The 14,622-nt window shown below is 70.9% G+C and carries 12 protein-coding genes; 7 read left to right on the forward strand and 5 right to left on the reverse strand.

The window, feature by feature from the left end; genetic code table 11:
* Nucleotides 1-26 precede the first annotated feature (26 nt).
* The 4 genes from AC3AGO_RS14455 to AC3AGO_RS14470 all read right to left on the reverse strand — a co-directional run bounded on the left by AC3AGO_RS14455 (nucleotide 27) and on the right by AC3AGO_RS14470 (nucleotide 5,833).
* Nucleotides 27-1,625: an acyl-CoA mutase large subunit family protein gene (locus AC3AGO_RS14455; protein WP_487824660.1), complete on the reverse strand. Its 1,599-nt coding sequence runs from the start codon at nucleotides 1,623-1,625 to the stop codon at nucleotides 27-29.
* A 382-nt stretch (nucleotides 1,626-2,007) separates the two neighbouring features.
* Nucleotides 2,008-3,204, reverse strand: coding sequence for a hypothetical protein (locus AC3AGO_RS14460; RefSeq protein ID WP_487820603.1), 1,197 nt, complete (start codon nucleotides 3,202-3,204; stop codon nucleotides 2,008-2,010).
* Between the two features lie 47 nt (nucleotides 3,205-3,251).
* Nucleotides 3,252-3,971, reverse strand: coding sequence for an RNA polymerase sigma factor (locus tag AC3AGO_RS14465; protein ID WP_487820604.1), 720 nt, complete (start codon nucleotides 3,969-3,971; stop codon nucleotides 3,252-3,254).
* Nucleotides 3,972-4,237: 266 nt separating this feature from the next.
* On the reverse strand, nucleotides 4,238-5,833 hold the full coding sequence (locus AC3AGO_RS14470; protein ID WP_487820605.1) for a family 20 glycosylhydrolase: 1,596 nt from the start codon (nucleotides 5,831-5,833) through the stop codon (nucleotides 4,238-4,240).
* Nucleotides 5,834-6,002: 169 nt separating this feature from the next.
* On the opposite strand from AC3AGO_RS14470, the gene AC3AGO_RS14475 reads away from it, so the two are divergent.
* From AC3AGO_RS14475 to AC3AGO_RS14495, 5 genes are all read left to right on the forward strand, one after another.
* Complete coding sequence (locus tag AC3AGO_RS14475) at nucleotides 6,003-6,557, forward strand: 2-oxo-4-hydroxy-4-carboxy-5-ureidoimidazoline decarboxylase (protein ID WP_487820606.1); 555 nt, start codon at nucleotides 6,003-6,005, stop codon at nucleotides 6,555-6,557.
* A gap of 175 nt (nucleotides 6,558-6,732) precedes the next feature.
* Entirely contained in the window at nucleotides 6,733-7,113 is a 381-nt protein-coding gene (sdhC, locus tag AC3AGO_RS14480; RefSeq protein ID WP_487820607.1) for a succinate dehydrogenase, cytochrome b556 subunit, read from the forward strand.
* 6 nt (nucleotides 7,114-7,119) lie between these two features.
* Nucleotides 7,120-7,617 (forward strand): succinate dehydrogenase hydrophobic membrane anchor subunit, encoded by a 498-nt coding sequence (locus tag AC3AGO_RS14485; RefSeq protein ID WP_487820608.1) that lies wholly within the window; start codon nucleotides 7,120-7,122, stop codon nucleotides 7,615-7,617.
* A 27-nt stretch (nucleotides 7,618-7,644) separates the two neighbouring features.
* Nucleotides 7,645-9,402 carry a succinate dehydrogenase flavoprotein subunit gene (sdhA, locus tag AC3AGO_RS14490; protein WP_487820609.1) on the forward strand — a complete coding sequence of 586 codons (1,758 nt, stop codon included), beginning with the start codon at nucleotides 7,645-7,647 and terminating at the stop codon, nucleotides 9,400-9,402.
* Entirely contained in the window at nucleotides 9,402-10,166 is a 765-nt protein-coding gene (locus tag AC3AGO_RS14495; RefSeq protein WP_487820610.1) for a succinate dehydrogenase iron-sulfur subunit, read from the forward strand. The genes sdhA and AC3AGO_RS14495 overlap by 1 nt, the downstream gene beginning before the upstream one ends.
* Nucleotides 10,167-10,283: 117 nt before the next feature.
* Here the strand turns inward: AC3AGO_RS14495 and AC3AGO_RS14500 are convergent, their stop codons facing one another.
* Entirely contained in the window at nucleotides 10,284-11,759 is a 1,476-nt protein-coding gene (locus tag AC3AGO_RS14500) for a protein kinase domain-containing protein (protein WP_487820611.1), read from the reverse strand.
* 251 nt (nucleotides 11,760-12,010) lie between these two features.
* Between AC3AGO_RS14500 and AC3AGO_RS14505 the strand changes: the two genes are divergently transcribed.
* Together AC3AGO_RS14505 and AC3AGO_RS14510 are read left to right on the forward strand one after the other, a co-directional pair.
* Nucleotides 12,011-13,027: a trypsin-like serine peptidase gene (locus tag AC3AGO_RS14505; protein WP_487820612.1), complete on the forward strand. Its 1,017-nt coding sequence runs from the start codon at nucleotides 12,011-12,013 to the stop codon at nucleotides 13,025-13,027.
* Nucleotides 13,028-13,394: 367 nt separating this feature from the next.
* Nucleotides 13,395-14,564 (forward strand): acyl-CoA thioesterase/BAAT N-terminal domain-containing protein, encoded by a 1,170-nt coding sequence (locus AC3AGO_RS14510; RefSeq protein WP_487820613.1) that lies wholly within the window; start codon nucleotides 13,395-13,397, stop codon nucleotides 14,562-14,564.
* The last annotated feature ends 58 nt before the right edge of the window (nucleotides 14,565-14,622 follow it).

Below are 14,622 nucleotides of genomic sequence, written 5' to 3' on the forward strand. Positions count from 1 at the left end.
GGAAAGCACAGGGGCGTTCGCCGGGGCTAGAACGCGTCCGTGGGGACGTACGCCCCCCACACCTCCCGCAGCGTGTTGCAGACCTCCCCCACCGTCGCGCGAGCGCGCAACGCTTCCTTCATGGGGTAGAGGACGTTCTCGTCGCCCTCTGCGGCCTTGCGGAGGTCGTGGAGGGCCGTGTCCACCGCCTGCTGGTCGCGCTCCGCGCGCAGCCGCGCCAGGCGTTCCGCCTGTTGCTGTTCGATCGCGGGGTCGACGCTCAGCGGGGAGTAGGGGTCCTCCTCGGCCATGCGGAAGCGGTTGACGCCGACGACGACGCGTTCGCCGCTGTCCTGTTCCTGCGCGATGGCGTACGCGCTGCGCTCGATCTCGTTCTTCTGGTAGCCCTGCTCGATCGCCTCGACCGCGCCGCCGCGTTCCTCGACCTGGCGCATCAACTCGACCGCGGCGGACTCCACATCGTCGGTCATCGACTCGACGACGTAGGACCCGGCGAAGGGGTCGACCGTCGCCGTCACATCGGTCTCGTACGCGAGGACCTGCTGCGTACGGAGCGCGAGGCGGGCCGACTTGTCGGTGGGCAGCGCGATGGCCTCGTCGTAGGAGTTGGTGTGCAGCGACTGCGTGCCGCCGAGGACCGCGCCGAGGGCCTGCACGGTGACGCGTGCGAGGTTCACCTCGGGCTGCTGCTGGGTGAGTTGCACGCCCGCGGTCTGTGTGTGGAAGCGCAGCATCAGCGACTTGGGGTTCTTCGCGCCGAACTCCTCCTGCATCACCCGTGCCCAGATGCGCCGCGCCGCACGGAACTTGGCGACCTCTTCGAGGAGCGTCGTACGGGCGACGAAGAAGAACGACAGCCGGGGTGCGAAGTCGTCGACGTCCATGCCGGCGGCGACCGCGGTGCGCACGTACTCGATGCCGTCGGCCAGCGTGAACGCGATCTCCTGCGCGGGCGTCGCCCCCGCCTCGGCCATGTGGTACCCGGAGATGGAGATGGTGTTCCACTTCGGGATCTCGGCCTTGCAGTACTTGAAGATGTCGGCGATGAGACGGAGGGAGGGCTTCGGCGGGAAGATGTACGTCCCGCGGGCGATGTACTCCTTCAGTACGTCGTTCTGGATCGTGCCGGTCAGCTTCGCCGGGTCGGCGCCCTGCTCCTCGGCGACGAGTTGGTAGAGCAACAGCAGCAGCGCGGCAGGGGCGTTGATGGTCATCGACGTGGAGACCTTCTCCAGCGGGATGCCGCCGAACAGCACCCGCATGTCGTCGATGGAGTCGATGGCGACGCCGACCTTGCCGACCTCGCCGGACGAGATCTTCGCGTCGGAGTCGTGGCCCATCTGCGTCGGCAGGTCGAAGGCGACGGACAGCCCCATCGTGCCGTTCTCGATGAGCTGCTTGTAGCGGGCGTTGGACTCGGTCGCGGTGCCGAAGCCCGCGTACTGCCGCATCGTCCAGGGCCGGCCCGTGTACATCGTCGGGTAGACACCGCGCGTGTACGGAAAAGAGCCCGCCTCGCCCAGCTTCTCGTCCGCGTCCCAGTCCCGCAGCGCATCCGGACCGTAGACCGGTTGGATGGGCTGTCCGCTCTCGTTGAGTCGGACGCCCTCCGCCTCGCGTGCCATGGCCTTGCCTCCGTACATCGTCATCGTCGCGCGTGAGGTCCCCACTGGTTACTGCCCAGTTGCCACGGACTGTAGCGAGCACGGCGCGCGCCGTGGAGGCCCCCGGGCTGGGACCTTGCTCACAGCATGCGCTGTACGGGGGGAGGAGGGAAACGGTTCCCGCGCCGTACAGAGGAAGAGCGCGGCGCCGCGGAGGAAGGCCGCGGCGCCGAAGGAGGAGGGAGAAGAAGGGGGCGCGGGCGGGACCGGGGGAACGTGTCCCGCCCGCGCCATTCGCGCGAACCCTGAGGTACGGGGGGAACCTCGGGTCTCTCGCGCAGCCGATGACCAGTCGGCTCACTCATCTCTGCGCCGGTACCCGCGAAAGTGTCACACCGGTGCGTCACCCGGCGGGCGTGGTCTCCGTCACGGAGGGCGAGGACGAGGGGTCCGCCGAGGTGGACGCGGTGGCCGACGGCGTGGGGCTCGCCGTGTCGGCCGCGCCCGCGCGGTCGCTGCTGCCGCCGTTCCCGCCGGAGTTGCCCGAACCGCCGCTGCCGGAGCCGCTGTCCGAGCCGTTGCCCGGGTGGCGGGGCCCCGAGCCCGTACCGCCGCCGACGCCGGCGCTGTCACCGGAACCGCCCCCGGTGCCCCCGCCGTTGGAGCCGCCGCCGTTGCCGGAGTTCCCGCTGCCGGAGCCCGACGTGAGGGAGGGCGCGTCCGCGCTGCCGCCCGAACTGCTGCCGTGCTGGTGCTTCAGGCAGAACTTCTGCACCGCGGCGGGGCCGCCCGCGGCGCGCTCCAGCTTGGCGCGGTTCTCGGCGGAGAGCTTCTTCTCCTCGTAGGCGGTGCACAGTTGGCGTGCCAGGGCCGCCTTCTTCCGGGCGGCGTCGCGGCTGCCGTCGTGCTTGTCGCCGCCCGTACGGTCCCGGCCTTCGCCGTTCCCGTTCCGGCCGTGCCCGTCCGCACCGTGTCCGCGACCGTCGTGTGCGCCGTTGTGTTCGCCGTGCCCGCCGCGTGTACCGCTCTCCGTGGGGGACGGCGTGATGCTGCTGCCCGCCGATTCGCGGCCCGTACCGGGGCTGTGGTCGGGCCAGGCGCTCTCGCCGCCCTGTGCCGCCTGCTGGTCGCGGGCGTCCGAACTGTTCGGCGCCGGGGACACGCTGGACGCCGGGGAGCCGCCGCCTCCGAACGGGCCCGGCAGTCCGCCGGCCCCGGCCACCACGGCGACCCCGCCGAGTGCGCATCCGGCGACGGCCATCGCGAAGCCGGCCCGCAGCGGCCGGGCGAGCCGCCCCGATCCTCTCTCGCGTCTCCCGGTCCGTCCGCGCCCGGCACGGCCGGCGCCCGAGGCGCCGACGGCGCCCACCGACCCGCTGCGCAGCACGCCCGCGTGGGCGGTGCGGAAGGCCTCCACCGCGGCGGCCTCGCCGGGAAGTTCGGACGGGGGCAGCGGAGGGGCGGCTGCGAGTTCGTCGAGCGCGGCGGACAGCGCCGTCGCGTCGGTCACCCCGTGGGCCGCGCCACCGGATCCTTCGCCGGCGGGCCCGCTGTCGTCGATGGCAGGCTGCCTCGCCTCGACCGGAAGGCCGCGCAGCAAGCGCTCCGCAGCGTCTGAGTCAAGCCACCTGTACCGGTCGTCCGCCATCACGTTTCCCTCAGCGTTCGCGTGGCGTTACGCGTCACACCACGCGCCGGATCCCGTTGCGCGGCGTCGGTTTCCGGCTGCTCCCCCTGCTCGCTCACGTGCTCCCCCGTACGTTCCGCCGTCTGTTCCCGTTCCTCGTGCCGCGACTGCGCCGGCGGCTGCTCCAGTGGCTGTTCCTCCAGGAGCTCGGCGAGTTTCCGCAGCCCCCGGTGTGCGGCCGTGCGTACCGCGCCGGAACGTTTGCCCAGGACCTGTGCCGCGCTCTTCGCGTCGAGTCCGACGACGACGCGCAGCACCACGGCCTCCGCCTGGTCCTGCGGCAGCCGGGCGATCAGCGCCATCGCCCGCCCCGTACCGAGGGCTTCGAGCGCCTCGTCGGCGGTGTCGGAACCGTCGGGCAGCGCGGCCAGCTCGCTCTCGTCACCGCCGACGGCGGGGCGGCGGCCGCGCATCCGTATGTGATCCAGCGCACGGTTCCTGGCTATCCGTGCGGCCCAGCCGCGGAACCGGTCCGCGTCGCCGGTGAACTTGGCGAGATCGCGCGCTATCTGGAGCCACGCCTCGGAGGCCACGTCCTCCGCGTCCGCGTCGGCCACGAGCGTGCGGACATAGCCGAGCAGCCTCGGATGCACCGCGCGGTACACCGCACGGAAGGCGGCCTCGTCGCCCTCCTGTGCCGCGCGCACGGCGGAGGTCAGTTCCGCGTCGTCCCGCTGCACGCCCGTTACTCGCCCCACTCCGCGATGTCGCGACGGATCTGGTCTGCGTCCCCGGTCCCGACCGGCGCCGACGCGATGCAGCACGCTAAGGCCAAGTGTGCTCCGGCGTCCATGCCGGACGGTCCGGTAACAGATTGCTCCGTGCAGGCGCTGTTCAGGTTACGGGCCGGCGTGCCCGTACTCGACGACGGCCGGGGTCTCTCCTGTGGGGGGTGGCGATCCCGGCCGTCTTCAGGTGCGGGCGCCCGGTCCGGCGCCCGCACGCCTCACTCGACGCGGTCCGCGAGCTTCTTGAAGTCGGCCCAGCCGAGCTGCGGTTGAGCGGGGTCCCACAGCTTCTGCGCGGTGGCGCGCAGCGGCATCCGGATGCCGTCGGCGACCTGCTGCTGGGTCTGCGCGCCGGGGATGTCGCCCCACACCGCGAACCGTCCGCCGGGGATCCGGTCGGAGCCGGACAGCTCCTTGGGCACCGGATTGGTGCCGCGCATCACAGCGGGCGTCCACTCCTTGTAGATCCGCTCACCGGTCGGGTACGTGAAGTCGTTCGGCTCGCCCAGCACGTAGTACAGGTACTCGTCGTTGAGGTTGAGCGTCTTCCAGCCCTCCTTCAGGTACTCCTCGGGCTGCCGCTCGCCGATCTCCTTGCCGGTCCAGTAGGCGACCTCGCGGTCCTCGTGCGGCTTCACACGGCCCTGCCGGTGCATGCCGTCGTTCCACACCTGCGGGGTCTTGCCGGCGTCGCGGACGGTCTTCGCCCGGTCGTTGAGCCAGGCCGTGGCGAGGTCCTGGACCCTTCCGCCGCTGCCGAACCGCTTCTTCGCCTGCGCGGCCAGCTGCGGGTAGGACGCCTCGGGGTTCTCCTTGACGAGTGCCTGGTACTCGTCGCCGCCCAAGTGCCAGTACTTGCCGGGGAAGAGGTCCGCGTACTCCTTCAGCACATCGTCGACGATCTTCCCGGCCTTCGGGTCGGAGACGTCCACCGCGCCGCGGGTCGGCGCCCCCGAGCTGTCCCGCAGCTGAAGATCCGGGTGCTTCTTGATGACCGCGCCGAGATGGCCGGGCGAGTCGATTTCCGGAATGACCGAGATGTGACGCTCTTCGGCGAGCTTCACGATGCGGCGGATCTGGTCCTTGGTCAGGTGCTGACTCGAGACCACCTCGGGGTGGCTGTCGCTCTCGATGCGGAACGCCTGGTCGTCGGTGAGGTGCAGCTGGAGCTGGTTGAGCTTGAGCTCGCCCATGTCCCGTACGCGGTCCTCGATCCAGTCCGCGCTGAAGTGCTTCCGCGCCACGTCGAGGGCGAAGCCGCGCTGCGGGCGGTCGGGCTTGTCGCGCGCCGTCCCGTCGGCGATCCGGCCGCGGTCGGCGATCGTCTGCTTCAGCGTGCGTGTGCCGTAGAACACACCGGCGTCGGATCCGCCCTCGATCGTCACCGTGCCCTTACGGGTGGTGAGTTCGTATCCCTCACGGCCGAGGCTCTTGTCCCCGACGGAGAGGGCGACATCACCGGGGCGGGCCTCTCCGCGCGCCGCGGGCAGCTTCAGTTCCTTCGCGAGCAGCTTCGCCTCGTCGGCCAGCTGCGGCTGCTGGGCCACGACGCGGCTCTGCTTCGCGGGCTTCCAGCCCGTGCCGCGCACCGGCTTCCAGTCCCGTACGGAGGGGATGGAGGCCGGCTTGGGGCCCACCTCGGCGGGGCCCGCCGGGGGCGGGCTGGGCACGGACGCGGGCTTGTCGTCCGCGCCCTTGTCGTCGCCGGAGCCGGAGCCGCCGCCCGCGCAGCCGCTGAGCGTCAGTGCGCCCACGGCCACGGCGCCGAGCGCCGCGCTCGAAACGGCATACGTCTTTGGCCAGTTACGTCCCATACGAATACGGTATTGCCCCTTTCTGGTATCTCAGCGTCACCTATGCGCGACAGAGAATTTCCGTCCGGGTGAAATTCGCGCATTCGTCGGATCGTTGAGGTCTTCTCTGATTACCGTGACCGCCAACCTCTCATCGCATCTGTAGCCAACGTCACAACTCCGGGAAATCATGCGTCTGCCCACCGACCGCAGTGACCCTGCGACCGACGCCGGCACCAGGGCCCGCGGCGGCGCCGCGTCCGGCCTCGCGCAGTTCAACTCCGCCCCGTCCGACGAGGCGGAGACGGCGCTGCGGGACTGCTGCGGCAGCCGCCGCTGGGCACAGAGGATCGCGGCCCACCGCCCGTATCCGGATCCGGACGCGCTGCTCGCCGCGGCCGACGAGGCGAGCTACGACCTCACGGCCGAGGACATCGACGAGGCGCTGGCCGTGGAGTCCGCGCACCACCCGCTGAGCGTGCAGCCCGGCCTGCTGGCGGCGCACACCGCGCTGCGGGCCGCGCACTCGGCGTACGAGAGCAGGTTCGGCCACGCCTTCGTCATCTGCCTGGACGGATACGCGCTGGACGAGCGGCTGGACCAGGTGCTGGCCGGCGTCCGCACCCGGCTGGCCAACGACCCGGTGCGGGAGCGCGAGACGACCGCCGAGGAGCTGCGCCGGCTGACACGCGGGCGGCTGCTCCGCCTGCTCGGCCGCACCGGGCAGGACACCGGCGGGAGCTGACGGCACGTCACGGTCACTGACCCATCCGTGCCTGATTGATCACACCACCTGCACCCGGGCGCATCGTTCCGACACGGCGTCGCTACGATGGCCGCGGCCGGTGGACCGTACCCGGCCGGGCCCACGGCATCGCCGCCGGCAGGCCCCGATATCCGCTCCCGGAGGGTTGTTTTCCGTGCCGGCTGGAACGCTGTACCGCGGCCGGGAAGGAATGTGGTCCTGGGTGGCTCATCGAGTCACCGGCGTCCTCATCTTCTTCTTCCTGTTCGTGCACGTCCTCGACACCGCGCTCGTACGCGTCTCGCCCGAGGCCTACGACGACACCGTCGCGATCTACAAGACTCCGCTCGTCAACCTGATGGAGTACGGCCTCGTGGCCGCCATCCTGTTCCACGCGCTGAACGGCCTGCGGGTCATCGCCGTGGACTTCTGGTCGAAGGGCGCGAAGTACCAGAAGCAGATGCTGTGGACCGTGATGGGCATCTGGGCCGTTCTCATGATCGGCGCCTTCTACCCCGTCCTTCAGCACACCCTGCGCACGCTGTTCGGGAGCTGATGAGTGATGTCGACCGAGACCACCAAGGACGCCGGCGCCACCGCGGCCGCCGGCAGCGGCGCCGATGACGTGCGCCTGTACGACGTGGCGAACCCGGCTCCCTACATCGAGCCCCCGCGCACCCGTACCGCCAAGACGCCCAAGGCGTCGAAGACCAACTTCGAGATGTACGGCTGGCTGTTCATGCGGCTGTCCGGCATCGTCCTCGTGGTGCTGGTCCTCGGCCACCTGCTGATCCAGCTGGTGCTGGACGGCGGCGTCAGCAAGATCGGCTTCGCCTTCGTGGCCGGCCGCTGGGCCTCCCCGTTCTGGCAGATCTGGGACCTGGCGATGCTGTGGCTGGCGATGCTGCACGGCGCGAACGGCCTGCGCACGGTCATCAACGACTACGCGGAGCGGGACAACACCCGCTTCTGGCTGAAGATGCTGCTGTACACCGCCACGGTGTTCACCGTCCTGCTGGGCACGCTGGTGATCTTCACCTTCGACCCGAACATTCGCTGACGTACCGGGTGAGGCTGAGGTAACCCCATGAAGATCCACAAGTACGACACCGTCATCGTCGGCGCGGGCGGCGCCGGCATGCGCGCCGCCATCGAGTCGACGAAGCGCAGCCGCACCGCCGTGCTGACGAAGCTCTACCCCACCCGTTCCCACACCGGTGCGGCGCAGGGCGGCATGGCCGCCGCGCTCGCCAACGTCGAGGACGACAACTGGGAATGGCACACCTTCGACACGATCAAGGGCGGCGACTACCTGGTCGACCAGGACGCCGCCGAGATCCTCGCGAAGGAGGCCATCGACTCGGTCCTCGACCTGGAGCGGATGGGCCTGCCGTTCAACCGGACCCCGAACGGCACCATCGACCAGCGCCGGTTCGGCGGTCACAGCCGCAACCACGGCGAGGCCCCGGTGCGCCGGTCCTGCTACGCGGCGGACCGCACGGGCCACATGATCCTTCAGACGCTGTACCAGAACTGCGTGAAGGAGGGCGTGGAGTTCTACAACGAGTTCTACGTCCTGGACCTGCTGCTCAACACCGACGACGAGGGCGTGCGGCGTACGGCCGGCGTCGTCGCGTACGAGCTGGCCACCGGTGAGATCCACGTCTTCCACGCGAAGTCCGTGGTGTTCGCCTCCGGCGGCAACGGCAAGTTCTTCAAGGTCACCTCGAACGCCCACACCCTCACCGGTGACGGGCAGGCGGCGGCCTTCCGGCGCGGACTGCCGCTGGAGGACATGGAGTTCTTCCAGTTCCACCCGACCGGCATCTGGAAGATGGGCATTCTGCTCACCGAAGGTGCCCGCGGTGAGGGCGGCATCCTCCGCAACAAGGACGGCGAGCGCTTCATGGAGAAGTACGCGCCCGTCATGAAGGACCTGGCCTCCCGCGACGTCGTGTCCCGCGCCATCTACACGGAGATCCGTGAGGGCCGCGGCTGCGGCGCCGAGAAGGACCACGTCTACCTGGACCTCACGCACCTGCCGCCGGAGCAGCTGGACGCCAAGCTGCCGGACATCACCGAGTTCGCGCGGACGTACCTCGGCATCGAGCCGTACACCGACCCGGTGCCGATCCAGCCGACCGCGCACTACGCGATGGGCGGTATCCCGACCAACGTGCAGGGCGAGGCGCTGGCCGACAACACCACGGTCATCCCCGGCCTGTACGCGGCCGGCGAGGTCGCCTGCGTGTCCGTGCACGGCGCGAACCGGCTCGGCACCAACTCGCTGCTGGACATCAACGTGTTCGGCCGGCGCGCGGGCATCGCGGCCGCCGAGTACGCCTCGACCGCCGACTTCGTCGAACTCCCCGAGGACCCGACGAAGTTCGTGGACGACGAGGTGGAGAACCTGCGGGACGCCACCGGCACCGAGAAGGTGACGGAGATCCGCAGGGCGCTCCAGGAGTGCATGGACAAGAACGTCATGGTGTTCCGTACGGAGCAGACGCTGAAGGAGGCCGTCGAGGAGATCGGCACCCTCCGCAAGCGCTTCCGGAACATCAGCGTCCAGGACAAGGGCAAGCGGTTCAACACCGACCTGCTGGAGGCCCTGGAGCTGGGCAACCTGCTGGACCTGGCCGAGGTCACCGCGACCTCGGCGCTGGCCCGCAAGGAGTCCCGCGGCGGTCACTACCGCGAGGACTTCCCGAACCGCGACGACGTCAACTTCATGCGCCACACCATGGCGTACCGCGAGGTGGGCGACGACGGCAACGAGTCGATCCGGCTGGACTACAAGCCGGTCGTGACGACCCGCTACCAGCCGATGGAGCGTAAGTACTGATGAGCACCGCTGTCATGGACAAGGTGGAGGCCGAGGACAAGCCCGCCGCCTCGCACCTGATCTCCGTCACCTTCCGCATCCGCCGCTTCAACTCCGAGGTCTCGGCGGACCCGTGGTGGGAGGACTACCAGGTCGACGTGGACCCGAAGGACCGCGTCCTGGACGTGCTCCACAAGATCAAGTGGGAGCTGGACGGCACGCTGACGTTCCGGCGTTCCTGCGCGCACGGCATCTGCGGCTCGGACGCGATGCGCATCAACGGCCGGAACCGGCTGGCGTGCAAGACCCTGATCAAGGACATCGGTCCGGAGAAGCCGATCACCATCGAGGCCATCAAGGGCCTCACCGTCCTCAAGGACATGGTGGTCGACATGGACCCGTTCTTCCAGGCGTACCGGGACGTCATGCCGTTCCTGGTCACCACCGGGAACGAGCCCACCCGCGAGCGCTACCAGTCCGACGAGGACCGGGCCCGCTTCGACGACACCACCAAGTGCATCCTGTGCGCCGCGTGCACCTCGTCGTGCCCGGTGTTCTGGAACGACGGCCAGTACTTCGGCCCGGCGGCGATCGTCAACGCGCACCGCTTCATCTTCGACTCGCGCGACGAGGCCGGGGAGCAGCGGCTGGAGATCCTCAACGACCGTGACGGTGTGTGGCGTTGCCGCACCACCTTCAACTGCACGGACGCGTGCCCCCGCGGCATCGAGGTCACCAAGGCCATCCAGGAAGTCAAGAAGGCGCTCATCACGCGCCGCTTCTGACCCTTCCGGGAACCCGTCAGGGTTGCCCGTACGAAGCCCCGCCGTCCCGGAGTTGGGACGGCGGGGCTTCGTCGTGGGGGTGAGGCGTTGACGGCTCGGGGCGTTGGGCCCTTGAGCTCACATCTGTGCGCTCACGTTCATCAGGAGAACGAGGTGCACCACCAGGGCACCGCCGGCCACGAGGCGCGTCTGGAGCGCGGGGCGGCTCGGGTGGGTGCGGACGGGCGTGAGTCCGGTGCGTACGGCGACCCAGAAGCCCCACGCGGACGAGACGCCCGGCAGCGCGTACAGCGGGAGAGCGAGGCCGCCGAGGCCGCTCAGCAGCACCAGCATCACGATGCTCACCGCCGCGAGGGCGAATGTCAGGTGCAGCCCCTGCAGGCGGTTCCGGTCGACGATTCCGGGCTTCCGGCGTGACGGTGCGGCCGTGGGTTCCGCCGCACCGGTCGGAGCGACAGCCGGGTCCGGTACGTGCCCCGCGTACGGGGCCGGGGTGTCGCCGCTCCCGTACGGGGCCGGGGTGTCGTTCCCGTACGGGGCCGGAGTCCCGCCCGGTGTCCCGGTCGCGTCGCCGAACGGCTGCGGGGGCGGGGACGGTTGGGCCGGGAACTGCGCCGGGGCCTGAGGCGGCGGGGACGCGTACGGGGACGGGGCGGGAGCCGGACTCGCGTACGGGGCGGACGGCGGGCCGGTCATCGGGCCCGGCGGCGGGCCGAATCCCGGGGCCGCCGCCCGGAGCGGAACCGTACCGTCCTGGAGCTCCCGCAGGCGGTCCACCTCGGCGCGCATGGAGGCGGCGTCCGGGAAGCGCTCCGCCGGCGACTTCGCCAGGGCGCGGGCCACCAGGGCGTCCAGGCCGGCGGGTACGTGTGCGCCGGTGTCGGTCAGCGAGGGCGGCGCGGTGGTGACGTGCTGGTAGCCGATCTGGAAGACGGAGTCGCCGTTGAACGGCAGCCTGCCGGTGAGCAGTTGGAAGAGCATGACGCCGGCCGAGTAGAGGTCGCTGCGCCCGTCGAGCGTGCTGCTCCCCTCGAACTGCTCGGGGGACATGTAGTGCGGAGTGCCGACCGCCTGCCCGGTCCGGGTGAGCTGTGTGCCCACGGCCGCGTCGTGGAGGGCCCGCGCGATGCCGAAGTCCATCACCTTCACGGTGCCGTTGCCCGCGGGGCCGGGACCTTCGGCGATCATCACGTTGGCGGGCTTGATGTCCCGGTGCACCATGCCGCGCGTATGGCTGGCGGCGAGCGCGTCGAGCACGTCGGAGATGTAGCCGAGGGCGAGCCCGGCGGGCAGCGGACCGCTCTCCAGCCGGTCGGCGAGCGTCCGGCCGCGCACCCGCTCCATGACGAGATGCGGTACGGGCTCCTCGCCCACGTCGTGCACGGCGACGACATGCGGATGCTGGAAGCCCGCGACGGCCTCCGCCTCACGGCGGAACCGGGCCCGGTGCGCGGAGTTGCTCACCAGGTCGGTGTTCATCATCTTGACCGCGACGTGCCGCTTCAGCGCCGTGTCGTACGCCTCGTACACCGAGGCCATGCCGCCCTCGCCGATCAACTCCCCTATCGCATAGCGGCCCTGGGCAAGATCCATGGGCAGCAGTGTAGTCACGGCCCCCCGACGTGACTCTGACACGCGTGTCACAGAACAGCACCGGCGTCACGGGCTCCGGGCCCGGCCCGCACCCTCGGTTCCCGGAACGGCACAGGCTGTGAGGGGAGTTGGGGGTCCACACCGATTCACATAACGTCCGGTCGGCTTCTGTTCGGATGCGGTGATTTCGGGGCACGCTTGCCGTTGCGTACGCACCGCTCATCTGCCGACGACCGCAGAAGGAGTACCGCGTGAGATCTGCACACCGCACATCCCGGCGTGCCGCCGGGGCTGTCATATCCGCCGCGACACTGTTCGCCCTCGGGGCGCAGGCGGGGCCCGCCACGGCGGCGCCGCAGCAGGACGAGGGGGCCGCCGCACAGGGGTCCTCGGCACAGGGGGCGTCCGCCCAACAGGCGCAGGACCGGGACGCGTCGGGGTTCTGGACGTCGGAGCGGATGCGCTCTGCCGCCCCGCTCGATCTGCAGGACCTGGGCAAACGCGCGGCGGACTCGGTCCGCAAGGCCGTGCCCGGCGGGGACAAGCTGGAGGTTCCACCGCTGGGCGGCAAGGGCGGCACCAAGGCGTTCCCGAACAAGGGCGGCCCGTGGACGGGCGGCGGGGACGTGACGAAGACGACCGGCAGGGTCTTCTTCACCTATCAGGGCCGTACCGCCTCCTGTTCGGGCGACGCCGTCAACAGCGCCAACGCCAGCACGGTGATCACGGCGGGGCACTGCGTGAAGATGGACGGCAAGTGGCACACCAACTGGGTGTTCGTGCCCGGCTATCACGACGGGCAGGCCCCGTACGGCAAGTGGAACGCGGCGAAGACGCTGTCCACACCGCAGTGGGAGAAGAGCGAGGACCTGAACTACGACGTCGGCGCGGCCGTCGTCGAGCCCCTCGGCGGCAAGAAGCTCACCGACACCGTCGGCGGCCAGGGCCTGTCCTTCAACTCCGGCTACAAGCAGGACATGTACGCCTTCGGCTACCCGGCCGCGTCCCCGTACGACGGCTCCAAGCTGGTCTACTGCAGCGGCCGTACGTTCAAGGACTTCCTGGGCTCCACCGACCACGGCCTGTCCTGCAACATGACGGGCGGCTCCAGCGGCGGCCCATGGTTCACGAAGTTCGACGAGAAGACCGGCAAGGGTCTGCAGTCCTCGGTGAACAGTTTCGGCTACACCTTCCTGCCGAACACGATGTTCGGCCCGTACTTCGGCAACGACGCGAAGGCGCTGTACGAGAAGGCGCAGGCGAGCTGAGCGCAGACGAACCGAGCGCTGGTGAACCGAGCGCAGTCGTGGGGCCGCCCCGGAGCCGGGGGCGGCCCCACGTCCGTGCCCCGCCGCTCACCCTCCCGCCGTACGCGGCGGTACGCGGCGGTACGCGGCGGTGGGGCGGCGTGCGCGTAGGGTGCCCGGCGTGAGCGGAGGCACGGTGCGGAGCGGGTGGCGTGTGGCGGGTGTACGGGTGCGGGGTGTGCTGGTGCGGGGCACGCGGGCGGCTACGGCCGGTGTGGCGGGGGCACTTGCCGTGCTGCTCGGCGTGACGGGGTGCTCGGGGTCCGGCTCGGGGTCGGGTTCCGGGGCCGGCTCGGGGTCGGGTGGGGGCGGTGACGGGCCCCGGATCGTGGCCGACCATCCGTCGGCGCTCGCCGACCGGGCCGTACAGCTCTCCGTCCGGGGGCTGAAGCCCCGCGCCGAGGTGACGGTGACGTCCCGCGCCGAGGACCGTAAGGGTGATCCCTGGGGCGCGGAGCGGAAGTTCACGGCGGACGGGCAGGGCACGGTACGGCTCGGCGCGCGCGGCATGGACCTGCTGTCCGGCATGGAGCCGCTGGCCGGCCCGCAGCGGAAACTGCGCGGCTCCGGCAAGGCGTTCTCGTTCCACCCGGCGACACCGGACAAGCGGGCCTCGTACACGGTGCGGCTGTCCGTACGGGCCGGCGGGGCCTCCGGTTCCGACTCCGGCGGGAAGGCCGGCTCCGGCGGGAAGACCGGTTCCGGCGGGAAGACCGTCGCGCGGACGGACCTGACGCGGCGCTGGCTGAACGAGGACAGCGGGCACCGGAAGCTGACGGTGGCCCGGGACAAGGTCGACGGCGAGCTGTACACGCCGCCGGAGGGCGCGGCGAAGAAGGCACCCGTCCTGGTCTTCGGCGGCTCCGAGGGCGGCAACGCGGGCGAGTACGCGGCGGCGCTGCTCGCCGCGCACGGCCATCCGGCGCTGTCGCTCTGCTACTTCCGCTGCGGCGACGGCTCCGGCCGGCCCGACGCCATCGACATGATCGACCTGGACTACTTCACGCGCGCGGCGAAGCTGCTGGGGCGGCAGCCGGGCGCGGACCCCGACCGGCTCGCCGTCATGGGCAACTCGCGCGGCAGCGAGGCGGCCCAACTCCTCGGCCAGCGGCGGCCGTCCGTCGTCCGCGACGTCATCGCGTACGCGCCGTCCTCCAAGGTGATCGGGCCCTACCCGACCGGGCAGGCCGCGTGGGCCGACGGCGGCAAGCCGGTCCCGGTGGGCCCCGTCCCCCTGAACCGGGTACGCGGCACGGTCCTGGCCGTCGCCGGCGGCAACGACAAGATGTGGGGCTCAGCGGAGTCGGCGAAGGACATCGCCTCACGGGGCGGCCGCCGCCTGACGTACGCGGGGGCGGGCCACCACGTGAACTGGTTCCCCTACGGGCAGCCGGGGGAGGACGGCGGCGCGGACGGCGCGACGCGGTCCACGTCGCGCGCGGACCAACGCGCGCGCGAGGCGGCATGGCCACGAGCCCTGCGCCTCCTGGCCAACTGACCCGAGGCCGTGGGGCCCGCGCCCCCTCCCCGGTGTGGGCACGCGCTCCGCGCGAGGT

The organism is Streptomyces sp. BL1 (assembly GCF_057628045.1).

What these genes read in the sequence shown, in the direction of transcription:
- AC3AGO_RS14455 (WP_487824660.1), bottom strand. Translation starts at nt 1,625, where the DNA reads ATGGCACGCGAGGCGGAGGGCGTCCGACTCAACGAGAGCGGACAGCCC.
- AC3AGO_RS14470 (WP_487820605.1), bottom strand. Translation starts at nt 5,833, where the DNA reads ATGGGACGTAACTGGCCAAAGACGTATGCCGTTTCGAGCGCGGCGCTC.
- AC3AGO_RS14475 (WP_487820606.1), top strand. Translation starts at nt 6,003, where the DNA reads ATGCGTCTGCCCACCGACCGCAGTGACCCTGCGACCGACGCCGGCACC.
- AC3AGO_RS14485 (WP_487820608.1), top strand. Translation starts at nt 7,120, where the DNA reads ATGTCGACCGAGACCACCAAGGACGCCGGCGCCACCGCGGCCGCCGGC.
- sdhA (WP_487820609.1), top strand. Translation starts at nt 7,645, where the DNA reads ATGAAGATCCACAAGTACGACACCGTCATCGTCGGCGCGGGCGGCGCC.
- AC3AGO_RS14495 (WP_487820610.1), top strand. Translation starts at nt 9,402, where the DNA reads ATGAGCACCGCTGTCATGGACAAGGTGGAGGCCGAGGACAAGCCCGCC.
- AC3AGO_RS14500 (WP_487820611.1), bottom strand. Translation starts at nt 11,759, where the DNA reads ATGGATCTTGCCCAGGGCCGCTATGCGATAGGGGAGTTGATCGGCGAG.